Here is a 22483-nt window from a genome sequence, read left to right on the forward strand (position 1 = left end):
TTAAAGGAATAAACAATTGACATCCATTATGAATATAATGCGTATTTTAGCTCTTCAATACCATTTAACTTATGAAAAATATATATACAATTCTTCTTTCTATTATTGCTTTAACCACAATACAAGCTCAAAAAAACAAGTATAATTTATTGATTGGAACCTATACAAAAGGTTGCGAAAGTAAAGGAATTTATGTGTATGATTTTGATTCAAAGACAGGTGATTTTAGTTTTAAAAATGCTACTGAAAAAGTCGTGAATCCAAGTTATTTGACAGTTTCAAAAGACAATAACTTTATATATTCGGTAAATGAAAACGGAGCGGCAAGTACGGTAAGTTCTTTTAGTTACAATCCATCAAGTGGAAAACTTAACTTAATTAACAAACAAAGCTCAAAAGGTGTGAATCCTTGTTACATTATAAATGATAATAAGAATGTGATAGTTGCCAATTATTCTGGGGGAAATATTTCCGTTTTTGGTAAAAATAACGACGGAAGTCTAGACGAAGCAAAACAAGTTATTCAACATTATGGAAAGGGAATTAATGTGCAAAGACAGGAAGGTCCACATGCGCACATGGTATATTTCTCTCCTGACAAAAAGTTTGTTTTGTCTAACGATTTAGGAAATGATAAAGTATATTCATATGCCTATAATCCGGATGCTATAAGTACTGTTTTAGAATTAAGAGACAGTGTCGCAGTAAAATCTGGAAGTGGACCAAGGCATTTAACGTTTAGTAAGGATGGGAAAATTGTTTATTTATTGCAAGAATTAAACGGAGGGCTAAGCGTATTTAGTTATTCCGAGGGAATCTTAAAAAAGATTGATGAAACTACTATTTTACCTAAAGACTTCAAAGGGTCTTTCAGTGCTGCAGATATACATATTTCGCCGGATGGGAAGTTTTTATATGCTTCTAATCGCGGAGAGGCAAATAACATTACCATTTTTAAAATTCTAAAAAGTGGAAAATTAGTATTGAAAGAACAAACCAGTACCTTAGGTAAAGGACCTAGAAATTTTGCAATTGATCCAACTGGAAATTTTCTTTTGGTAGCACATCAATATACAAATGATATTGTAATATTTAAAAGAAATAAAAAAACGGGTGCTCTAGAAAATACAGGAAAAAAAATCGCTTTGTGTTCTCCGGTTTGTCTGGTTTTTACAAAGTATTAAAATAGAGCCATACTAATATTCAGAAAAAAAAGGCTAAAATGAATTTCATTTTAGCCTTTTCTACAATTATTTATTCTTGTCTTTCCTCTTTTTATCTCTTGTTTTTAGCATGTTTCTATTTACAGAACCATGTGTTTTTTTCTTGGTTACGCCAGGTCCGCCCAGATTGACTTTTTTATTCTTTTTACTTTTCTCTTGAAAAGCACCATCTCCGTCAAGTTTCTGTTTTTTCATCATAAACTTAATCGGTTGCCTGTCTTTTTCAGGTTCGATTAATTTTGAGGAAACTTCAACGGTCTCCGGGAAGGGTTCAATTACTAATTCCATATTCATCAGTACTTCTACCTCCACTTTTGATTCTTCTTCACGAGGTGCAATAAGACTTATGGCAGTTCCTGTAGCATCTGCACGACCGGTTCTACCAATTCTGTGCATATATAATTCAGGCATTTCAGGCATTTCAAAATTGATAACATGAGTAATGTTGGAAATATCCAAACCTCTGGCCATAATATCAGTGGTAATTAAACCACGTAAATTTCCTTCTTGAAAAGAGGCCATCGTGCTCAAACGATAATTTTGAGATTTATTAGAGTGAATTACTCCAAACTGCCCTTCAAAATCTTCCTCAATTCGTTCGTGAACCATATCAGAAATTTTCTTATTGTTAACAAATACTAGAACACGGCTCATGTCTTCGTTGTTTTGTAATAAGTATTTAAGCAGGTTTATCTTTGTATTAAAATTGGGAACCTTATAACTAATTTGTTTGATGTTCTCTAATGGTGTTCCTGATGCCGAAAGCGTCACTTCTTCAGGATAGTCAAAATAGTCATTCAAAATAGCATCTACTTCATCTGTCATCGTTGCAGAGAAAAGAATATTTTGACGTTTTTTTGGCATCATCGCCAGAATAGATGTCAGTTGAGTTCTGAAACCTAAATTCAGCATTTCATCAAACTCATCGATTACCAATTTTTGCATTTCTTCAAAACGAATTACATTGTCTAGCGTTAAATCCATGATTCTTCCTGGAGTCCCCACTAGTATGTCACAACCTGCGTAAACAGATTTCTTTTGCGTATTGATATTGACACCACCAAAAATTCCAATAGTTCTAACCGACATGTATTTAGTCAGTTTTTCAACTTCTTCGACTACTTGAACTACAAGTTCACGTGTAGGAACCAGAATTACTATTTTTGGGGTATGGCCGGGAGTAAATTTATATAATTTTAACAAAGGTAATAGATAAGCAAAAGTTTTACCAGTTCCCGTTTGAGCGATTCCCATCATATCTCTTCCTGACATTATCACAGAAAATGTTTTTTCCTGAATAGGAGTAGGTGTAGTAAACCCCAAATCATCTATCGCTTTTTGTACGGATTTAGGAAGATTGAATTGCTCAAAAGTAGTCATTTGCTTAAATTTTTTGCAAAGATAGTCTTTTTGAAAGTAATGCTATAAAATCAATAGATTTCAGGCTCCTTTTTAGAATTTTAATTCGACTAATTGTTTAATAATCGTTTCACTCGCAGTAATAATTCGTTTGGATTAAACGGTTTTGAAATAAAATCATCAGCACCAAGTTTAAAAGCTTCACTTACAGAATTTTCTTCTTCGCCCAAAGAAGATAAAGCAATTATAGCCATTTTTTCAAATTGTCCTTTGACAAAACTGATTATTTCCAGTCCTGATTTATAGGGTAGCAACAAGTCAGTAATTACCATGTCAGGATTTATTGTAGGCAATTGTTCAATAGCACTTAGTCCGTCTCTAATTACGGTTATCTGATATCCTTCTTTTGTGAGTATGAAAGTAAGGATTTTAATCATTAATTCATCATCCTCAATAATCAGTATTTTTTTGTCGCTATTCATTTTTAAATTTTTATTTGTTGTAAAGCTCAATTTCATCAATCATTACCATTGGTTTTTTATTCTTTCGTTTTCTCCAAATTGGTAAGTCTTCTTGATTTTGTACCACCAATTTTATTTTTTCAAAAGTATTAAAACGATCATCAGTAATCTCTAGTTCATTACTTTTCACCTCAAAATCTTCTATTAAATCTATATTTTTTTTCTCAGATATAAAGACCCATTCTTCATTTTTATATCCAAATAGGGTCACTTTTTGAGGAATAAAAATCCAATTTCGTTGGTTGTCTAAAAAGTGAATTCGAATATGATTAAAGTTTAATTTTTTTGTTATTAATTCTATTTCAGGATTAATACCATACCATCCAATCCAATTTATATTATAATCGGTATGGCCTTTAATTCCATCAACAAGGCCCGGGCCTCCTTTGCCAAAGAATTCTGGCGCAGGTGTTGTAAGGAAATTGACTTGTATTTTTTCTCCAAGATGTTTTGCCGTATTTTTTGTGATTTCTAGCCAATTTTTATAATATTTCTCTGGAGACAATCCATCTTCACTGAGTTCATAAATTCCAAATTCATGACAAGCTTTAGCAAAATTCAGTACTCGTTCACTGAGTCCGGGTTTGACTACTAACATTCCATTTTTATTAACGATGAACATTCCATGCTGTTCTTGTCCGTAAAATTTAGATTGTTCAAAGTATACATATTCCAAGGCCAGACGTAATTTTTCTATTCTGGAATTTAAAATGGGGTCTTGATTTATAGCTACCGAAGCTTTGTCCAATAATTGGTCATACTGATCCATTGCCACAGGAGATAGAAAGGTATTTCTGCTTTGAATTGGACCGGAATAGATGTCTAAAGTACGATTAAATTTTTCTTGATTTTTAGTCAAAAGATTTAAATAATCTTTGATGTTTGCTGCAGCATTGCCGTAAAATCCTCTTAAAAAGTCATCCGTAGCTCCTTTAATATCTGTTTCAGTATTCCATAATAATTTAGCTAACAGATACTGTCTTAATTCCGAAAAGTCTCCCGGCACATCTGCATATCCTTGCACAAATAACCCTGTCACATCATTTTTTTGGAAAAGTTTATAATTATCGGAAAACGTATGTAAGTTAGGAAAAGGCGACAAATAGTTTGAGAACTGTACGGTGTAATCCCATAAGTATAAATTCGAAGCCGTTTTGCCCCAATTCTGTAATATTTTTAAAAATGGTTTATTTTGGCTGTCTTTTTGGATTGATTTTCCGCGATTCAATTCAATTGGACAAAATAGAGTATAAATATTAGGCTGTATTTTTATATTGTTGGGTGGTTTGAAAGTATGTTGATAGGCCAGAGTTGCTATTTTTGTTTTTGGAAAATGTTTTGCAATTTTATTCAAAAAGTAGTACAAAGAACCTTGAGGACCTCCGTGTTTTTCATTTAATAATTTGCATTGGTTACATTCACAGTAAACTGTTTCATCATTTTGGCTGACTGATATAAATGAAGTATTAGGATTTTTTTCAATAATTTGAGACATATTCTCTATAACATGAGTAACCACAGCTTCATTACTCATACAAAGTGATTCAGGTCTTCGACTGCCTTCATACAGGGCAAAAAACTCAGGATTAGTTTTAAAAAATTCTTTTGGGGGCAAAAGTGTATGAAACGAGTGCCCCCAAATACTAAAATCGTTTATATGCCAATCTAATTTGTGCCAATCTCTAAAATCAGCATCGTAAGCATCTGGATAGAAGAGTACTCGGTATTCAAAAGAAGGTGTATAGGCTTGCTCTTTATTTTTTGGATAAACGACCTCTTTCAATTTTGGGACATACATTTCTTTTGCTGTAAATTTTCGGAATCCCCAAATTTCTAACAATGTATAAACGGCATAGCGTAAATTTTTTTCATTGGATGCAGTTAAAAAAATATCTGCAGTATTACTTTTGATACTAAAACTATTTTTATTTTTTTTGTTTTCTGAATTTGTAATTGTGAGATGAATGGTACCTGTCGTTTTCTTCTTAGGCTCATTAGTTTCAATTAAAAAGGGATTAGAAAAACTTTGATCCAAATATTTTTTTAAGATTTTTGCTGTGGGACTTGCATTTTCATCCAGGATATGAATGACATTTTCAGAACCTGGTTTATTCTCCATGACGATATTAGGTTGTGACATTATTTTAAAGTTAAAAACAACTAAAAAAAATAGTACGTACATTAAGGTCAGTCGTTTATTAAGCATAATCTAGAATTTATATTGCAACATTATTGATAATTCCAATTCGTTTTGCGTTAAGTTTTTGACATATTCTTGTTCATTATAGGTAAATTGAATGCCTGTTATATAATGATTATTTAACATTTTATAATATCCTGCGCCTATCCTGTACGAATCCAGCGAGATTCTTTCTCTAAATTGCCCTAAAGTAGTTCTCTCCTCTGGGGAAGAGCCGTAACCAGAGATTAAAGTTACATAATCAAAACGAGTATCGAAATAATAGCGTATTGTTAAAGTAACTGCGGGAAAAATATTGTCATTATCACTTTGAATAAACGTCCTTAAATTGACCCAATAGGAGTCGATATATTTTCCCAAACCGAGAGCTACGGTTTTAAATTCAGTATCTGTTGTTTTTAAATATCGAATTCCAACATCTCCTTCCCAACCTTTTTTAAAATTCTGATAGAAGGAATACCCCAATCTTAATTTTGGAAACACGAGGTCTTTGCTATACGCTCCGTTTATATAAGAATAATTATTTTTTCCGGTAAAAAAATAGGACTCGGCTTCATATTGAATTCCATTTGCAATACTTTGCCCGGAAGACAAGCGATCGGCATAATTTATCCGGCCTATTAAGGAGCCCCATTGCCGTTCTCTTATGTATTGGAAACTTAATAAATGCCACGGACCATAGCCCTTTCGATCAAAAGTGGTGTAGCCATAATTGATTCCCATTCGATCTGTTTTTAATTTTGATTCCAATTGAAAAATGAGTTGCGTTATTGCATTATCATTCGGATTTTTTAATTGCAATATTTTTAAATATTCATATTCTTTCTTTCTGTCTTTTTGTAATTGAAATACAGTTAATTTTTTTTGTTCAAATGTATCATCTTCAGGATGTAATACAATTGCTTGATCAATTATAATTTCTGCCTCTTTGTATTTTTTTTCTTCTAATTCCAGGTTTATAAGATAGTTGAGCGCTTCTCGGTTCAGTGTGCTCTTTTCGATATAATATTTGTAATAATACCTAGCACTGTCATTTTTCTTTACTAAATCATAATTTCTGCCTAGTAGCAAATAATAATCTAAATAAGTAGGCGCAATTTTTTTTCCCAAGAGAGCCCTTTCAATATTTTTTTCATAGTTCTTATTATTTTGCATGTCTTTTACTATAACAGAAAGAAGGCTGTCGGAGTCTATTTTTTGTCCAAGTACAGTCTCATTAGATAAAAGTAATAAAATAATAAAAAAATAGACCGTATTAAAAATTTTACTCTTAATCATGATGTAACTTTTTGAGTATTTGTGAATCCTTTTCTAATCATTACCCCCCATTTTTGTTCAGTTTGTCTAAAAAAGAACCAATATCCTTTCAAGGAGGCATATACATTCAACGGATGGTAAACAAATGGTTCGATTGCGGCCATAAAAATTAAAACCATTAATTCCTTATGATTAGCATAGCTCTTGTATAATAAATCATCTATTAAAATAGAAATTAGGGTAATCAATAAATAAAATACATAAACAAATATACCTACAGTAGCAAGGTATTCGATATTTAGAGATTTATTATAAATGCTTATAATTAGAGCTATTACACCTAAAAATTCTATAATGGGTACCAAAAATTCGAATACAAAGAAAAAAGGTAAAATCAAGAACGCAGTTTTACCATATTTAGGGTTAAAAAACATTTTTCGATGTAGGTATAATGTTTGAATTAATCCCCTGGCCCAGCGCGTTCGTTGTCGTATTAGCACTTTTCTTGTTTCAGGGACTTCAGTCCAACAGAGCGATTCCGGAATGTACTTAATTAAAAATTTTTGGTTTTTTTCATGCATGTATTTTCGCATCCGGGTGATGAGTTCCATATCTTCTCCTAATGATTTATGCCAATACCCTCCAACTTTTATGGCTATTTCTTTATCAAACATTCCAAGACCGCCAGAAACTAAAAGTAAACCATTAATTTGGCTCCAAGCCATTCTACCAAAAAGAAAAGAACGCACATATTCTAATTCTTGAAATCTTGGATACCAATCTTTAGGGAAATGTACTTTATATAAAAAGCCATCTTTTATTTCGCACGAATTTGAAATTCGAATACCTGCACCTGTTGCAATAACGCGAGTTTCATTTTCCATAAATGGCTTAGCTAATTTAAGGATGGTATCTCTTTTAAGAATACAGTCCACATCAGTACATAAAAACAAAGGATAGCGTGAGGAATTAATTCCTGCATTAGAGCCATCTGCTTTACTTTTCCCATTTTCTTTATCAACAACCATCAGTTTAGAGTATATTGGATTGGTTGATTTATAGTGTCCTCGTACGGGTTTAGTTATGATTTTTTCTTGGTAATAAAAATCTATTTTAACCAATTCAAATTCAGTTATTAATTTTATCAAAGTATCATCTGTACTGCCGTCGTTGACAATAATAATTTCATATTTTGGATAAGTTAATGATAGCAATGATTTTACATTATAAACAATACTGACTCCTTCATTAAAAGCTGGAGCCACAATTGAAACGCCTAACAAATGATTTGACCTAGTAAGAATATCTTCAGAAATATACTTTTGATGTCTTATGTGTTTTAGTATTGCATAATAGGAAAGAATAGACAAGAAAATGTAAAATACAACATAGGTAAGAGAAAAGAATGAAATAAAAATTTCATAAAGTTCAATAATTTGATGTGTTAAATAGTGTATCATTATAAGTATATTTCTCTAACATGATGAATCATTTTTGTAGTATCATAATCTTTGGCGGACAGAAAATCCAATTGAGCTTTATCTATTTCATTTAAGCATTCAACCGCTTTTAATTTTATGTCCTTATTAGTTTCCTTTTGGATTTCCTTTTCTAAAAAAGGAATTATACTCTCGTCGCCGATTACTTTTAAAGCATCTAAAATTTCTAATCTAATTTCTGAGGATGCATTATCAAATAGATGGATCAATTCGTCTTTTGCTTCAGTCAGGAAGAGTTCTTTGATAGCCATAATGGCCTCCTTTTTTAGTGAATCATCATCACTCTGAATAAATGTTATAATTTCTTTGGCTTTATGTCTATAATTATGAAAAGTCATAATTTTTAAACCTAATTTAGTAACTGAAGCATTATTAGTTTCAATCCATTGATCAATATTTTTTGGGAGAGGAATTTTTTTATCATGAAGAATATCCATTATTTTTATCATGTTTAAATGTGAAATGGCAGAGGACAATTCTGTAAAACTTTCCATGTGATTTTCTGATAATGAGATGTAAGCCATATTAGCATTTGACCGAATCACATTATTAGGATGCTTTAAATACGGTTTTATAAAAGCGCTGCCTTTTTTATAGTCTAAAGCTTGGAAATGATAAAAACCCTCACATTTGTAAAAACTTCTAAAATCCCGTATTAGTCCTGCAGAATATTTATCTAAGTGTAATGCTTGATAAAAAATGTTAATTTGATCCGATGCTTTTCCTTTTAAACTTTGTTTAAATCGTATCATATCATTAATAATCATTTCCTTGCACCAGGTTTTATGCAGTGGAATTTCTTTTTTAAAAAGATATAGTTTTTTTCTAAATGTTTTCTCATCAGGTTTTGATAGAATCATTTCGGTCAAAAAAATCTCAGCTTTATTGCTTATGGATTCTCTCAACGGTTTGGTATATTCATAACGAATTCGTTTTAGTAATAAAACAAATGTCAGTAATAAAGTTAATATTAAAAGGAAGGGGATGATATAATACTTTAGATACGAAATAAATAAATCCATGATTATCAATGTTTTATAATATAATATTACAAATAATGAAAAGGGGAAAAAAATATTTTCGATGTATTACTTATATATCCTTCAAAACACTTAATCGGAACAATACAGAAACTTATTTTTTAGAATTCGATTTCTTAGTTTTTTATCAGATTATTATGGTTTTTAGATTAATGCATTCCTTTAATTTTTTAACAATTAAGCAGTCTTACCTATAAAGTAACAGGAGATTTTTTACTTTTTGGTTAGCTGATTTTAGATTTGATATAAATGAAAATCCTTCTTTAATTAGAGTTAAAGAAGGATTTTGAAATTTAAATTATTAACGGTGAAACGGGATCTGTTATTTAAATTTTAGTTCCCATGACAGAGCAACGGAATAAATCCAAAAATAATTTCCTTGATCGAATATTATTTCTTGGTGAGATACTCCAAACTGTGTACCCCAAGCATTTTGGTTATTTGATGAGGTGAAATAATAGCCAATATTAATCCTTTGAGCCTGTAAGTCTACAAATTTAGCCGCATTTTCATTAGTATTGAACTGATTTATCTCTGGGGAGAATCCTACACTAGCAGCTATTCCAATATAATTGTCAGCATCACTACCATATTTCCGGTAAGTTAATGTTCCAGATTTACTAGTGCCTGTTGCTCCGGGAGTAAAATAAGGACGAAAAGAGATGTAGCTATTTCCAGTATACCAGCCAAGAGATCCTGTATAAATATTTGTTGTAGTACTGTACTTAAGAGTTCTGAATCCTAAGGAAACTTCAAAACTTTTAGGGAGTGATTTAAACAATTCGGCTCCATATTTAATATCAGGAAAGAGAAAAGTATTCGCTACACCAACATTTACATAAGCATATAAACCTTTTGCAATTTTTGGGTATAAATCCACTTCATATTGCATTCCATTTTCGTTAAATCGTCTATTAAAGTTGACTCTTGCTATGATACTACCATACTTAGTTTGTCGCCTGTACATTAATGCATAATATTGCATTGGATCAAAAACATCAGAATAAATGTCTACCGATGAGGTGATACCTATAGCATTTCGGCTCAGCCCATTATTGATACTTGATTTATAATCTTTGGCTTTTTGATCTTCTGGATTTTTATTCAATAGTAATTGAATTGTGCTTAATGCTTCTAATGTATTATTGGTGTTTTCTTGTGCGCTCGCTTTCAAATACAATAACTCGGAGTCGTTTGGGAACGTTTTCAAAGCATTATTTGCCATATCAAGAGCAGCATACGGCATTTCTCCCCACAGTTCGTTTTTGATAGCTGCTATCCAGGTGTTTTTATTTTCTTTGTCTTTTTGTAAAATATAATCAAACTCTTTTCTTGCTTTCTTATATTCACCGTCCCAGGAATAAGTAGTTCCTAAAAAAGAGCGAATGTCATGGTAATCCGGATAGCTGGTCAAAATAAATAATAAGGTATCCTGCGCCTGTTTACGTTGTTGATTAAACGCTAAGTTGCGTGCTTTTTCAAAAGAAGCATCTGGATCACCATCAAATTTAATTTGTTGTCCAGACATTTGAAATGCAGCAAAAAACACCACCAGAAAAGTCAGTTTTATATCTATTTTTGAAATCATTTTTTTAAGGATTTTTTAAAATTTGAGTATTCTGTATTAGTAGGATATATTTTTATAAGACTGTCAATAATTCTATTCGAATCTTTAGCATTATTCATTCTGTTGTATGCTTGTGCCAGTTTATAGCCTAATTCAGCATCAGTTATTTGATTGCTTAAAGCTTTTTGACCAATTTTGACAGCTTTTTTATTTTGCCCAGACCACCAATAGACATCCATTAATGCTAAATAGGAATCGCCATAAAATGGGGTTCTGTTTGTAACTTCAAGTAGTTCTATTTCTGCATTTTTATAATCACCATCCCAGGCTAACGTCCTGCCTTTTAGTGTCCTTACATCGCCATAATTGGGGAGGTCATTTAGAATATAATTGCATAATAATCTCGAATTTTCACGGTCTTTTTTAAATGCTAAATCTCGGGCTAATAAAAAAATCTGATCACGATCTAATCCCTTAGTTAACTTTTTGATTGTGGAAAGTTGCTGTTGGGTAAACTCATAAACTGGTTTTTTAAAGCTTGTTGCTACACTTGTAATTTTATTTTTTGTGGTTAAATAAGCATTCAATCTTTTAAAATCAGTAAAAGAATTACTAATAACTTCTATCTGATCACTATCAGTTTGACTAATATTTAAATTTTCATCAATTTTGAACATTATACCATCTGAATAAAAATACTCCTTATAAATATAGTCATTGATGCTACCTTTATATCGCATCAATGGAATACTATGAATATTTCTAAAAGCTCTTACCGTATCCAGTCCTTGACCAAGCCAAGTCGTTTTTTCTAATTTATTGAATTTGTAATTATTAGTTAAAAAAGAAACTAAACTTGGCGTTACGTCACTATGTGAAGAAATAGATTTAAATTTTGCTGTTTTCTTTAACATAGGGCTATAGATATAAAAAGGAACATGAAAACGCGACAAATTATCTTTCTGAGGGACTGGAATCAAGCGGTGGTCCCCTGTAATTATAAAAATAGTATTTGCATAATCGGGTCTTTTAGCATAGGCTTTCATGAAATTTTGAATAGAATTATCTGTGTAAAGCAGACAGGCAAAAATGTCTTTGTATTCATCTATCTTATTTTTCTCTAAGTATGGTTTAGTTTTTATAATACGCTCTACTTTCTCTAAGTATACTTTTTTAGAAGGGAAATCAAATGGTTCATGATTAGTAAGCGTCATTATAATATCTAACCGGGGTTGTTTATTATCTTTTATCTCAGATAATGTTTTACGATATATTTCTGCATCAGGATAGCCCCATGAAAACCCACCAGAATTTTCTTTTGTTTTTATATAACCGGGTCCAAATTTATTAATATCTATAATTTTATCTATTCCATTGTATTCTAAGAAATTACTTTTTCTGTCAAAACTAGATTCATCACCACAGAAGTAATTGGTGGCGTAACCATTTGATTTAAGTATACTAATTAATGAATTGTGTTTAGGTAATGGATTTAATTCCATAAATCCATTTTGTCCAAACGGCAACGAACCAATTAAAGAAGGCAGTGCCCCAAATGTCCGTCCAGCATTACTAACAAAATTCTCCCAGTAAAGCGATTTTGACGTTAAGGAGTCGAGATAAGGTGTAAATCCTTTATACTCACCATCATCAATAAAATCACTACCAAGTCCTTCAACAATAATAAAAACGACATTAGGCTTCTCTTCACCAATGTTGAAAAATGGAGCCAATACATCTTTAGTGTTTTTTGAAGCTTGTTCTAAAGGGTATTCTTTTTTAAAGGATAGGCTTCCTTGAGATGCTAAAGCGTTGTCATTTTTAGCTCTTATAATATCACTGAATAAAAAATTTAATTTGTTCTGTAATGCAGGTTTATTACGGGTGTTAATGAATAAATGTAAACTTCCAAAAAGGAGTACTGCTAAAAGTAAAATTTTCGGATTGATTTTTTCTCCATACGAATGGAACAGCCAATTCAGCCCCAAATAAATAATGGGTACTACAATAAAAGGCAAAATCAAAAGGAAGGATAGTGATAAAGATGCGGTAACAGTAGTGTACATGTCACTCCAAGAATATCCTAAAAGATCAGCTCCAAGATTGATGTGAGTGGTAAGGCTATATCCTATTAAACCAAGTTGAATGATGACGATAATGGAAAATAAGATTCGAATAACAATTATCCCTAACGTTTTTTTTATGTATTTTAAGATCAGGTACAATGGGAAAAATAATAATCCGATTAGAGTTCCGGTAAAAAAATCATTTATTACTTTATAAGTAAATGCTTGTAAATCGAATGTTTTAAATATTTCAATTAAGCTTAATAAGCAAAAAATAAGTATTAATGAAACCGTTGAATAAATGTATTCTAAACTGTTTTTATAAGTAAATTTCATTTTCATTTATCTGTAATTGTATAGTTTTATGCTTTAGTCATTCCCTTTCGAGTCATTTCTCCCCATTTCTTTTTTTTGTTAAAGTAGTAATCGATGTTGCCTCGAATTGCCGCATATAAAATGAAAGGATGGTTCACAAATGGTTCTAAAAAAGCAATGACTAATAAGCGAATACCAGTACCTTTCTTTTTATACTGGTGATACGTTAATTCCTCTGTAATTATAGCAATTAAAGAAAAGAAAACGGTAAATAAATAGGCTAAAATAATAAATGCAAATGAATAATCCCATCGTACTTGATTATATACAATAAGAATTCCAAAATAGATCAAACCGGTAACTTCAATTACGGGAGCCAGTCTTTCAAAAAAGAACCAATAGGGATAACTTAGTAATCCAAGGGCTTTATATTTTGGATTAAAGCCAATTTTTCTATGTTTTCTCAATGTTTCTATGGTGCCTCTTGTCCATCTGTTTCTTTGTGAAATGAATATTTTATAACTATCAGGCGCCTCGGTCCAACACAGAGGATCGGGAATATAGGCTACATTATATTTTTTTTTCTGTTCTTCCATGTACCCTCTCATCCTTACCACCAGCTCCATATCTTCTCCTACCGTATTAGTATCATAACCACCTACCTTTATGGCAATTTTTTTATCAAATAAACCAAAAGCCCCTGATATTACTAACAAACCATTAAGCCTGCTCCAAGCCATCCTTCCTAATAAAAATGCCCGAATGTACTCGAGAATCTGTCCTTGCTCTAGTAATTTTTTAGGGAAATTGACATCATGTAATTTACCCTCTTTTACGATACAGGAATTTGAAATCCGTATTACTCCACCTGCCGCTATTACTCTTCCATCGGTTGTTTCAAGAAAGGGTTTAATCATTTTTTGAAGGGAATCTTCTAGGAGCAAACAATCTACATCAATACAAGCAACGTATTTGCTGTTGCTTATGTTAAGTCCCATATTCAATGCATCCGCTTTTCCTCCATTTTCTTTATCAACAATAATTAGCTTCTCAAATGCAGGATTTGTTGATTTGTAGATACCCTTTCTAAGGGGTTTAGTTTGTATTTGTTCGTTGATTAGATAATCAATAGGAATCAAATCATAAACACTAATAAGTTTTTCTAAACTATCGTCTTTACTTCCGTCGTTTATTATGATTACATCATAGTTCACATAATGGCTTGACAATAAAGAGCGAACATTTTCAACAATATTTAAGCTTTCATTATAGGCTGGCGCTATAATTGAAATTGAAGGTGAAATATTTGAAGACAATATTTCTTTGTAATTCACAAAGCTATTTTTCCTCATATACTCTACTGTTTCTATGGCTGAAATAATTGCGAGTATAAGATAGGACCCAATTGCTGTAAAGCTATAAATGAAAAATAAATAATGAATGATTTGAATTATAATTTGTAAAGTACTTCCTTCCATAATTAATTGTTTTCTATAAAATTTATAATTCTTAGAAATTGAGGATCAGAAGATTCTAACTTAAGTATATTAAATTTTTCGTTATTTAGAACCTTTAAAATTCTTAATACAGACACTTTAATTTCGAATATTTCGTTATGTATATAGTCCATTAAAAATGATTCATCACTACTTTCGTAAAGATTTCCCATCATTTTAAAAAAAGCAATTTGCTCCTCTTGACTTCGTTTTTGGATGTTATATTTCAGAATTTCTTTGGCTTCGAAAGCGTTTAAATAGTTTAAAACATTAATTGATTCTAATCTTATTTTTTTATTAACATGATGCAACAAATATAGAAGTTCATCTTTTACCTCAAACTGGTTGTAAATTTTTGCCAGTTTTAAGGCAAAAATGATGACAGAATCATTTGGGGAATTTAACCAAAATTTTATATTTGATATATTTTGATTTTCTAATCTTTGAAGTACTTCCAGTAATTGAATCTGATCCCATTCAGAAAGCTGTGTTTCTAGTATGTCTAAAAAATTAAGTCCTTCAAAATAGAATAAACTCACCATATACAATTGCATTTCTTTCCTAACTTCTCGCTTCGGGTGGTTTATGTGAATAATAACTTGATTGTGGGCTTCCTTAACATGAAATTGTTTTAATTCTCGGATACCTTTTGCTATTATGTACCATTTTTTACTGCTTAATTTAGATAAAGTATAATTTATAAGCCCCGTTTGAAAATAAAGTTTTTGAATAGCTTCTGCAATTTCGCCAGAAATTTCATTTTTTAACTTTAACAAGACTGCAATTAAAATTTTTCTTTTGAAAGGATCTTTTATAGATTCTTTTAATTGATCAATAATCATTTGTTGTTCTGAACTAATATCATCATCACCATCTTCATTTCCAGAATACAAATAGGAGATGAGATGAGATTCGTATTCATTTTCATATTCAGCAGTTATCCGCTCTTTTTTTCTCAAATATTTTCTTAAATATTTTAAATAAAGAACCAAAGGAATAATTATTATAATAAAAAAACCACTTACAATCCATGCTACTTGGATGATAGGCGGTGATTCTTTCAAATAATCAATGAAATAGTACTTCGTATTCATATAACAACCAAGTGATAATTTATTTTTATTATTAACGCAATAGTCGTTTAACTCTAATTACTAATTCATTTGGACTTAATGGTTTACTCATAAAATCAGTAGCGCCTAAATCAAATGCTTTAAGAACGATTTCCTCTTGCCCAGCTGATGAAAAAACGATTATAGGTGTTTGCATATTCAATTTGTTTCTTACATAGCTAATTACCTCTAATCCGCTTATGAAAGGCATCATGATATCAGTCAAAACTAATTCTGGATTCCATTCTTCAATTAATTCAATAGCTTCTTTTCCATTTACTGCGGTAATAATTTTATACCCTTCTTTTTCCAGTCTGAATTTAAGCAATGTCAAAAAAATTGAATTATCTTCTGCTAGTACAATTTTTTTAACATCACTCATAGTGCTTTAATTTTGGTGAAAATGTAAATAATATGCTTGACAGAATCAAAGTATATGTGTTTATAAGCCCAGTCATTATATTTTCTATTTTTTATAAATATTTTTTTTATCATGAATTGAATCTATAATTTATTTCTATTTGTAGGTCCATTATATCATTTATTGTTATTCTACAATCAAACTACAAAGTATTATTTTAGTTTACGTAATTTTTTTAATACCAGTTTTACTTTTCATTATATTATTTGATGTAAAACTTATTTTTTTGTTAAAGTATTATTATTAATACACAAATAGTATGCCTCTCTGATTCTATTTTAGTTGTACTATTTAGTTTTTAGGTTGATCTTTTCAAAAATTACTTTTAAAAAATGACTTGTTACAAAATACATTTTTATTACAAAGTTACTGTTTGTAAGATGAAATAATATCTTTATCAAGAGAATAGATAAAAGAGAACTATAGTTTGTAAAATTATTAATTAAAGAGTTGCGTAATCTGAAAATATCAAAAGGACCTTAAGAGTCTTCAGTGTGTTTTTTAAATAAATTTTGTCGCCAAAAAAATTTAAGTTCTTCCGAATATATATTTGTGCTGATATCATTCCACAGCAAAAAACATAAATTGATTGTTACGTTTTTGTTGAATAAAAATTGGTTTTTTATTACCTCATATGCCATAAATAAAAGTGGTATTATTGTAGTATAATTAAAAGTTAAATATATAAATAATATTTAACTTTTGACAGTTTTAAAAACCTTCAAATATACCTAATCCAAAAAGGGCAAAATCATATTTAACCGGATCAAAACAATCGAATGTACGAAGTTTTAAGTCCAGTTCAGATAGAGCTTTTCCGTCATTTTGTTTTCTTGTTAGGATTCCTAATTTTCGAGCAACATTTCCGGAATGTACATCTAAGGGACACGATAATGCAGCTGGCGAAATACTTTTCCAGATGCCTAAATCGACTCCTTTATTGTCCTGCCGTACCATCCAGCGTAAGAACATGTTAATTCGTTTGGCTGCAGAATTGTTGTTTGGATCTGAAATGTGCTTCTCAGTTCTATGTGGATGCGGAATTTCGAAAAATATTTTTTTGAATTCATGAATACTTTTCTGCATCGAATGCATTTCCTGATGTTTGCTGAATACGGCTTCTAAGCCACCGTGGTTGGAGTATATGTGTTGTAAGCTTTTAATAAAACTGGCAAAATCAATTGCATTGAACGTGCGGTGTACAAATGGTTCCAGTCGTTCCAAATCATTTTCGGTATGCGACATTACAAAATCATAAGGTGCATTCCCCATCAAATCAATGATTTTATGGGAATTTTTGATTATCATTTTACGATTTCCCCATGCTATTGTTGCGCTTAGAAATCCCGCGATCTCAATGTCTTCTTTCTGTGAAAATAAATGCGGTATTTGTACTGGATCACTATCGATGAAATCGAGGGTGTTGTATTGTGTAACCTTTTCGTCTAGAAAAGATTTAAGTTCAGAGGGATTCATTTATGTTTAGTGTTTAAAAGGTTTGCCGTTTTAAATGAACTGTAAGCCTAAAATTTCAAACATTTTTAATTACTAATCAAACCATCTACCATTACTAACTTTCGATCGGCCATATTTGCTAATTCCTCATTATGCGTCACAATTACAAAAGTCTGACCCAGTTCGTCTCGTAGTTTAAAGAATAATTTATGCAGGTTTTCAGCGGATGCCGTATCAAGATTACCCGAAGGCTCATCTGCAAAAATGATTGCTGGTTTGTTAATTAACGCTCTGGCAACTGCCACACGTTGTTGCTCTCCACCGGAAAGTTCATTTGGTTTGTGGTTTATTCGATGCGAAAGACCAAGGTAGGCCAACAATTTTTTGGCTTCAATCTCAGTTTCATTTTTGGATTTATTGGCAATAAAAGCTGGAATACAGACATTTTCTAATGCAGAAAACTCCGGTAATAATTGATGAAATTGAAAAATAAAACCTAAATTTAAATTTCTAAATTTAGAGAGATTTTTGTCGTTCATCGTTAGAATATCTTGATCATTGATTCGCAATTCAATTTCTATATTAACTTTTCCTTCTTGTTTCTTTGAACTGGGTTTGTCTAAAGTGCCAAGAATTTGCAAAAGCGTTGTTTTTCCAGCACCTGAAGCACCAACGATAGAGACAATTTCTCCTTTTTGAATATGTACATCAACTCCTTTTAGTACTTGTAGTTGATCGTAATATTTATATAAATTTTTAGCGTGAATCATTTTAAAACTATTTTTACAAAGAAACAAAGATTTTAAGGATTATGAATTGGATCGGGGTATATTTTCGTTTGACAAAGTATAAACTTTAGTTAAGATTAAAAATTCATGGCGTATTAATGAATAAATTTGATAAAAATTCATAAATATGAATAAAGTAATTGGAGTTTTTTTGGCATTATTGCCGTTTTCATTTTGTGCAAAAGAAAAGAATATTACTTTGCCTAAAAGCCTAGAAACAAAAAATATGGAAATACAAAACGGAATTGAGATAGCCACCTTTGCTGGAGGTTGTTTTTGGTGTACAGAAGCAGTTTTTTTAGAATTGGATGGCGTCACTAAAGTAGTATCGGGATACATAGGAGGAAATACTGTGAATCCTACTTACAGGGAAATCAGTAATGGGGATACCGGTCATGCTGAGGCGATCGAAATTACTTTTGATCCTAGTAGAATAAGTTTTGGTGAACTTCTTGAAATATTCTTTGCTACGCATGATCCTACTACATTAAACCGTCAGGGTAATGATATAGGGACACAATATCGAAGTGAAATTTTTTACCACAACCCATTCCAGAAACAACTAGCAGAAGATTATATTGCTTTGATGACTAGTGAGAATACTTTTGGACAACCAATTGTAACTAAAATTTCTCAAGCTACCCAATTCTACATAGCTGAGGACTACCATCAAAACTATTACAATCAAAATAAAACACAAGGATATTGCAGTTATGTTATTACTCCTAAAATTGATAAATTGAAAAAAATATACCAAGATAAACTTAAAAAATAATTGGCATTAGATTTGAGTATATTTTAGAAAACTCAAATGAGATGGAAAAACTAGTTCAGGAAAAGGGAATCAACAATAAATCCAGAGATTTTGTATTGGGAATTTTATTTGATGCTATAGGAATGCTATCCTTTTCTGTTCCTTTTATAGGTGAATTTTCGGATGTCATTTGGGCGCCTTTAGCAGGATTTTTGATGACGTGGATGTATAAAGGAACAATAGGGCGAGTGGGAGGAATAGTTACCTTTCTGGAAGAAATATTACCTTTTTCGGATTTTATTCCAACATTTACCTTAACATGGTTATATAATTATGTACTTAAAAACAAAAATGCTTCGTAATCGAGGCATTTTTATTTAATCTTTAAAAAGAAATCCAAGTCCCATTCGTTTTAGCATTTTTTTTTCAAAAGCCCAAAAGAATTTTAACTGCCCAAACAGAAATCCTATCAAGACTAAAAGCACTTGGTATATAGGAAAAATTAAAAGTAACCGAACAGGAGTAAACCAATAGCCTAAATCTTCTTTTGTAATCCCCAGCCAAAAACAAAAAGGTTTTGACAACCATGCTGAAGCCGAACCGGTTATTGCAAAAACAATTAATATAATGATAAGCTGGAAATTTGTTTCAATTCCCCATCGTTGTTTTAGTGTATTCATTTTTATTTATAATGAATACAAATATAGTGACATTATCTGATGGGGACAAAACCAAAAAGTTTTTGTTTGTACGTGTTCTGAAAATAAATCATGTAATTGTAAATCAGATAATTTACTTCGTACCCATAATCTATATTAGAGTTGTAATTGATCGTCATTTCATATAAATTGGGATCATAGCGCTGTGGTTGCAAAACCCGATTATTCCATTCACTAATATAAAGCTGATTCTTACCCTCCATAAAAGATTGTGAATGGTAGTTACGAGGTAAAGCTCTTGAATTAAGCCAAGTGCTAAAACCAGGGTCAATGATAATAACCTCATATTCCAGTTTGTCATTGGCAATTCGAACCGTATCTCCTTGAGCCGCAACTGATTTTTCAGTGCTGGGGAAGTTTGACTTTGCGGTAGTACATCCCCAAAGGGCGCAAAAAAGGAAAATTATAATGCAATAGCTATTTTTCATAATAAATAAATGAATTATAAAGTTACGAAAAACGGATGGTTGATGATAGTTGTTTTAACAAAAAAAAAGGTTGTCTTTTTAGGACAACCTCTTTTAAATAGTTATGATGAAAAATTTAATTTAAGATGCTTATAATTTGTTGTGCTAATTCAGTGCCAATTCTGTCCTGCGCTTCTCCTGTTGCAGCTCCAATATGTGGTGTTAATGATATTTTGTGATTCATTAAAATAGCCATCTCTGGAGTTGGTTCGTTTTCAAAAACATCTAACCCTGCAAACAATACTTTTCCGCTGTCTAAAGCTTTCACTAATGCCACTTCATCAATAACACCGCCACGAGCACAGTTCACAATACCTACGCCCTCTTTCATAATGGCAAGCTCTTTCTCTCCTATAATATATCCATCTTGCGCTGGAACGTGTAAGGTAATGAAATCAGATTCTTTGAACAAAGACTCTAAAGACTGAGAAACTATATTCGTTGTAATAGATTGTCCATCAAAAAATTCTACTTTAACGTCAACTTGTGGGATAAACATATCTGCAGCAATCACTTTCATACCTAAACCCAAAGCCATTTTAGCCGTAGCCTGACCAATGCGACCAATACCTACAATACCTAGAGTTTTTCCTCTTAATTCAACTCCGTTTGCATAGGCTTTTTTCAATCCTTCAAAGTTTGTGTCACCTTCAAGTGGCATATTTCTGTTCGAGTCATGTAAAAAACGTACGCCAGAAAATAAATGTGCAAAAACTAATTCTGCAACTGATTCAGAAGAAGAAGCCGGAGTATTAATGACGTGAATACCTTTACTTTTAGCATAATCGACATCAATATTATCCATTCCAACACCACCACGACCAATAATTTTTAATCCTGGGCAAGCATCAATAATGTCTTTACGAACCTTAGTAGCGCTACGCACCAAAACAACACTTACATTGTTTTCATTGACAAAATTAGCCACTTGTTCTTGTGCTACTTTTGCAGTTATAACTTCAAACCCACCTTTTTCTAAAGCTAGGATTCCACTTTCAGAAATCCCATCGTTGGCTAATACTTTCATTTGTGTTTATTTTTTAAGATTGAAAAATTAAATGACTTAAGGATTCAATCAGGATTTTTTAATTTTAAAGTGTAATTTTAATTAAAAGATTTATTAACTGAATCTTTCAATTTTTTCATCATTAAATATTTTTTTCCAATTCTTTCATTACATCAACTAACACCTGAACACTTTCTAATGGAAGTGCATTGTACATGGACGCCCTGTAACCGCCTACAGAACGGTGACCCGGTAAGCCTGAAATTCCAGCAGCTTTCCACATCACATCAAATATTGCTGCATGTGCTTCATTATTTAATAAGAAAGTAGCATTCATATTTGAACGGTCTTCAATGGCTGCAGCTCCTTTGAATAATGGGTTTCTGTCAATTTCTGCATAAAGTAATGCTGCTTTTTCATTATTTATTTTTTCAATAGCTGCAACACCACCAAGGTTTTTTAACCATTGTAAAGTTAATAAAGATGCATAAACAGGGAAAACAGGCGGTGTATTGTACATACTCTCTGCTTTGATATGTTTGCTATAATCCAGCATACTTGGTATAATTCGACCACTTTTACCTAAAATGGCTTCTTTTACAACAACTAAGGTAGTTCCTGCGGGGCCCATGTTTTTTTGTGCCCCTGCATAAATCAAATCAAATTTAGAAAAGTCTAATGCTCTTGAGAATATATCTGAACTCATATCGCATACAACAGGAATATTTACTGATGGAAATTCCTTCATTTGTGTTCCAAAAATCGTATTGTTACTGGTGCAATGAAAATAATCAGCATCTTCTGGTACACTATAGCCTTTTGGAATATGATTGTAATTTTGCTCTTTAGAAGAAGCAACAACTACGGTCTCTCCAAAAAGTACAGCTTCTTTGATAGCCGCTCCAGCCCATGTTCCCGTATCAAGATATGCTGCTTTTCCTCCTTCTTTCATCAAGTTGTACGGTGCCATAATAAATTCTAGACTCGCTCCTCCAGCAAGAAATAAGGCTTGGTATCCTTTACCTTCAAGACCCAAAAGCTCAAGAACTAGAGCCCTAGCTTCCTCCATAACCGCAACAAAATCTTTGCTTCTGTGCGAAATTTCTAAAAGAGATAGTCCTGAATCATTAAAATTTAATATTGCTTGTGCTGATTTTTCAAAAACTTCTTGCGGTAAAATACAAGGTCCTGCGCTGTAGTTGTGTTTTTTCATGGTGT

General features: G+C 31.6%; 20 protein-coding genes. 3 read left to right on the plus strand and 17 right to left on the minus strand.

What is annotated here, in order from left to right; genetic code table 11:
• The first annotated feature begins 71 nt into the window (after window positions 1-71).
• Entirely contained in the window at window positions 72-1184 is a 1113-nt protein-coding gene (locus tag AC0608_RS11180) for a lactonase family protein (RefSeq protein WP_478289109.1), read from the plus strand.
• Window positions 1185-1250: 66 nt separating this feature from the next.
• Here AC0608_RS11180 and AC0608_RS11185 read toward each other — a convergent pair whose 3' ends face one another.
• The 13 genes from AC0608_RS11185 to AC0608_RS11245 all read right to left on the minus strand — a co-directional run bounded on the left by AC0608_RS11185 (window position 1251) and on the right by AC0608_RS11245 (window position 18301).
• The gene (locus tag AC0608_RS11185; protein ID WP_417958206.1) at window positions 1251-2603 is read right to left on the minus strand and encodes a DEAD/DEAH box helicase; all 1353 of its coding nucleotides are present in this window, start codon (window positions 2601-2603) and stop codon (window positions 1251-1253) included.
• An 89-nt stretch (window positions 2604-2692) separates the two neighbouring features.
• A complete protein-coding gene (locus AC0608_RS11190) occupies window positions 2693-3064 on the minus strand; it encodes a response regulator transcription factor (protein WP_478289110.1) in 372 nt (123 codons plus the stop codon).
• A 10-nt stretch (window positions 3065-3074) separates the two neighbouring features.
• Window positions 3075-5243: a glycoside hydrolase family 20 protein gene (locus AC0608_RS11195; RefSeq protein ID WP_478289111.1), complete on the minus strand. Its 2169-nt coding sequence runs from the start codon at window positions 5241-5243 to the stop codon at window positions 3075-3077.
• A gap of 69 nt (window positions 5244-5312) precedes the next feature.
• Window positions 5313-6581 carry a YaiO family outer membrane beta-barrel protein gene (locus AC0608_RS11200; protein WP_478289112.1) on the minus strand — a complete coding sequence of 423 codons (1269 nt, stop codon included), beginning with the start codon at window positions 6579-6581 and terminating at the stop codon, window positions 5313-5315.
• Window positions 6578-8020 carry a glycosyltransferase family 2 protein gene (locus AC0608_RS11205; protein ID WP_478289113.1) on the minus strand — a complete coding sequence of 481 codons (1443 nt, stop codon included), beginning with the start codon at window positions 8018-8020 and terminating at the stop codon, window positions 6578-6580. Before AC0608_RS11205 ends, AC0608_RS11200 begins: the two co-directional genes overlap by 4 nt.
• On the minus strand, window positions 8020-9081 hold the full coding sequence (locus AC0608_RS11210; RefSeq protein ID WP_478289114.1) for a HEAT repeat domain-containing protein: 1062 nt from the start codon (window positions 9079-9081) through the stop codon (window positions 8020-8022). Before AC0608_RS11210 ends, AC0608_RS11205 begins: the two co-directional genes overlap by 1 nt.
• A 340-nt stretch (window positions 9082-9421) precedes the next feature.
• On the minus strand, window positions 9422-10687 hold the full coding sequence (locus AC0608_RS11215; RefSeq protein ID WP_417958199.1) for a YaiO family outer membrane beta-barrel protein: 1266 nt from the start codon (window positions 10685-10687) through the stop codon (window positions 9422-9424).
• Window positions 10684-13074 carry a sulfatase-like hydrolase/transferase gene (locus AC0608_RS11220; RefSeq protein WP_478289115.1) on the minus strand — a complete coding sequence of 797 codons (2391 nt, stop codon included), beginning with the start codon at window positions 13072-13074 and terminating at the stop codon, window positions 10684-10686. Before AC0608_RS11220 ends, AC0608_RS11215 begins: the two co-directional genes overlap by 4 nt.
• Before the next feature lie 20 nt (window positions 13075-13094).
• Complete coding sequence (locus AC0608_RS11225) at window positions 13095-14525, minus strand: glycosyltransferase family 2 protein (RefSeq protein WP_417958197.1); 1431 nt, start codon at window positions 14523-14525, stop codon at window positions 13095-13097.
• 2 nt (window positions 14526-14527) lie between these two features.
• A complete protein-coding gene (locus AC0608_RS11230; RefSeq protein ID WP_478289116.1) occupies window positions 14528-15637 on the minus strand; it encodes a hypothetical protein in 1110 nt (369 codons plus the stop codon).
• Between the two features lie 31 nt (window positions 15638-15668).
• Window positions 15669-16037, minus strand: a complete 369-nt coding sequence (locus tag AC0608_RS11235) for a response regulator transcription factor (RefSeq protein ID WP_478289117.1) — start codon at window positions 16035-16037, stop codon at window positions 15669-15671.
• Window positions 16038-16787: 750 nt separating this feature from the next.
• Window positions 16788-17552: a TIGR02757 family protein gene (locus AC0608_RS11240; RefSeq protein WP_478289118.1), complete on the minus strand. Its 765-nt coding sequence runs from the start codon at window positions 17550-17552 to the stop codon at window positions 16788-16790.
• A 65-nt stretch (window positions 17553-17617) separates the two neighbouring features.
• Entirely contained in the window at window positions 17618-18301 is a 684-nt protein-coding gene (locus AC0608_RS11245) for an ABC transporter ATP-binding protein (protein ID WP_417960471.1), read from the minus strand.
• A gap of 244 nt (window positions 18302-18545) precedes the next feature.
• On the opposite strand from AC0608_RS11245, the gene msrA reads away from it, so the two are divergent.
• Together msrA and AC0608_RS11255 are read left to right on the plus strand one after the other, a co-directional pair.
• On the plus strand, window positions 18546-19094 hold the full coding sequence (gene msrA, locus AC0608_RS11250) for a peptide-methionine (S)-S-oxide reductase MsrA (RefSeq protein ID WP_478289198.1): 549 nt from the start codon (window positions 18546-18548) through the stop codon (window positions 19092-19094).
• Between the two features lie 41 nt (window positions 19095-19135).
• Window positions 19136-19435, plus strand: a complete 300-nt coding sequence (locus AC0608_RS11255) for a hypothetical protein (protein WP_417960469.1) — start codon at window positions 19136-19138, stop codon at window positions 19433-19435.
• Between the two features lie 15 nt (window positions 19436-19450).
• Here the strand turns inward: AC0608_RS11255 and AC0608_RS11260 are convergent, their stop codons facing one another.
• The 4 genes from AC0608_RS11260 to serC all read right to left on the minus strand — a co-directional run bounded on the left by AC0608_RS11260 (window position 19451) and on the right by serC (window position 22478).
• The gene (locus tag AC0608_RS11260) at window positions 19451-19753 is read right to left on the minus strand and encodes a DUF6787 family protein (protein ID WP_417960363.1); all 303 of its coding nucleotides are present in this window, start codon (window positions 19751-19753) and stop codon (window positions 19451-19453) included.
• A 32-nt stretch (window positions 19754-19785) separates the two neighbouring features.
• Entirely contained in the window at window positions 19786-20220 is a 435-nt protein-coding gene (locus AC0608_RS11265; RefSeq protein ID WP_478289119.1) for a DUF6146 family protein, read from the minus strand.
• A gap of 115 nt (window positions 20221-20335) precedes the next feature.
• Window positions 20336-21286, minus strand: a complete 951-nt coding sequence (locus AC0608_RS11270) for a D-2-hydroxyacid dehydrogenase (protein WP_478289120.1) — start codon at window positions 21284-21286, stop codon at window positions 20336-20338.
• 121 nt (window positions 21287-21407) lie between these two features.
• Window positions 21408-22478 carry a 3-phosphoserine/phosphohydroxythreonine transaminase gene (gene serC / locus AC0608_RS11275; protein WP_478289121.1) on the minus strand — a complete coding sequence of 357 codons (1071 nt, stop codon included), beginning with the start codon at window positions 22476-22478 and terminating at the stop codon, window positions 21408-21410.
• Window positions 22479-22483 lie beyond the last annotated feature (5 nt).

The organism is Flavobacterium sp. GNP008 (assembly GCF_056428965.1).

Excerpts from the sequence above, each read along its gene's own strand:
- AC0608_RS11195 (WP_478289111.1), bottom strand. The coding sequence starts at position 5,243 with ATGTCACAACCTAATATCGTCATGGAGAATAAACCAGGTTCTGAAAAT.
- AC0608_RS11210 (WP_478289114.1), bottom strand. The coding sequence starts at position 9,081 with ATGGATTTATTTATTTCGTATCTAAAGTATTATATCATCCCCTTCCTT.
- AC0608_RS11225 (WP_417958197.1), bottom strand. The coding sequence starts at position 14,525 with ATGGAAGGAAGTACTTTACAAATTATAATTCAAATCATTCATTATTTA.
- AC0608_RS11230 (WP_478289116.1), bottom strand. The coding sequence starts at position 15,637 with ATGAATACGAAGTACTATTTCATTGATTATTTGAAAGAATCACCGCCT.
- AC0608_RS11200 (WP_478289112.1), bottom strand. The coding sequence starts at position 6,581 with ATGATTAAGAGTAAAATTTTTAATACGGTCTATTTTTTTATTATTTTA.
- AC0608_RS11190 (WP_478289110.1), bottom strand. The coding sequence starts at position 3,064 with ATGAATAGCGACAAAAAAATACTGATTATTGAGGATGATGAATTAATG.
- AC0608_RS11255 (WP_417960469.1), top strand. The coding sequence starts at position 19,136 with ATGGAAAAACTAGTTCAGGAAAAGGGAATCAACAATAAATCCAGAGAT.
- AC0608_RS11185 (WP_417958206.1), bottom strand. The coding sequence starts at position 2,603 with ATGACTACTTTTGAGCAATTCAATCTTCCTAAATCCGTACAAAAAGCG.
- AC0608_RS11270 (WP_478289120.1), bottom strand. The coding sequence starts at position 21,286 with ATGAAAGTATTAGCCAACGATGGGATTTCTGAAAGTGGAATCCTAGCT.
- AC0608_RS11235 (WP_478289117.1), bottom strand. The coding sequence starts at position 16,037 with ATGAGTGATGTTAAAAAAATTGTACTAGCAGAAGATAATTCAATTTTT.
- serC (WP_478289121.1), bottom strand. The coding sequence starts at position 22,478 with ATGAAAAAACACAACTACAGCGCAGGACCTTGTATTTTACCGCAAGAA.
- AC0608_RS11240 (WP_478289118.1), bottom strand. The coding sequence starts at position 17,552 with ATGAATCCCTCTGAACTTAAATCTTTTCTAGACGAAAAGGTTACACAA.
- AC0608_RS11265 (WP_478289119.1), bottom strand. The coding sequence starts at position 20,220 with ATGAAAAATAGCTATTGCATTATAATTTTCCTTTTTTGCGCCCTTTGG.
- AC0608_RS11205 (WP_478289113.1), bottom strand. The coding sequence starts at position 8,020 with ATGATACACTATTTAACACATCAAATTATTGAACTTTATGAAATTTTT.
- AC0608_RS11260 (WP_417960363.1), bottom strand. The coding sequence starts at position 19,753 with ATGAATACACTAAAACAACGATGGGGAATTGAAACAAATTTCCAGCTT.
- AC0608_RS11215 (WP_417958199.1), bottom strand. The coding sequence starts at position 10,687 with ATGATTTCAAAAATAGATATAAAACTGACTTTTCTGGTGGTGTTTTTT.
- AC0608_RS11220 (WP_478289115.1), bottom strand. The coding sequence starts at position 13,074 with ATGAAAATGAAATTTACTTATAAAAACAGTTTAGAATACATTTATTCA.
- AC0608_RS11180 (WP_478289109.1), top strand. The coding sequence starts at position 72 with ATGAAAAATATATATACAATTCTTCTTTCTATTATTGCTTTAACCACA.
- AC0608_RS11245 (WP_417960471.1), bottom strand. The coding sequence starts at position 18,301 with ATGATTCACGCTAAAAATTTATATAAATATTACGATCAACTACAAGTA.
- msrA (WP_478289198.1), top strand. The coding sequence starts at position 18,546 with ATGGAAATACAAAACGGAATTGAGATAGCCACCTTTGCTGGAGGTTGT.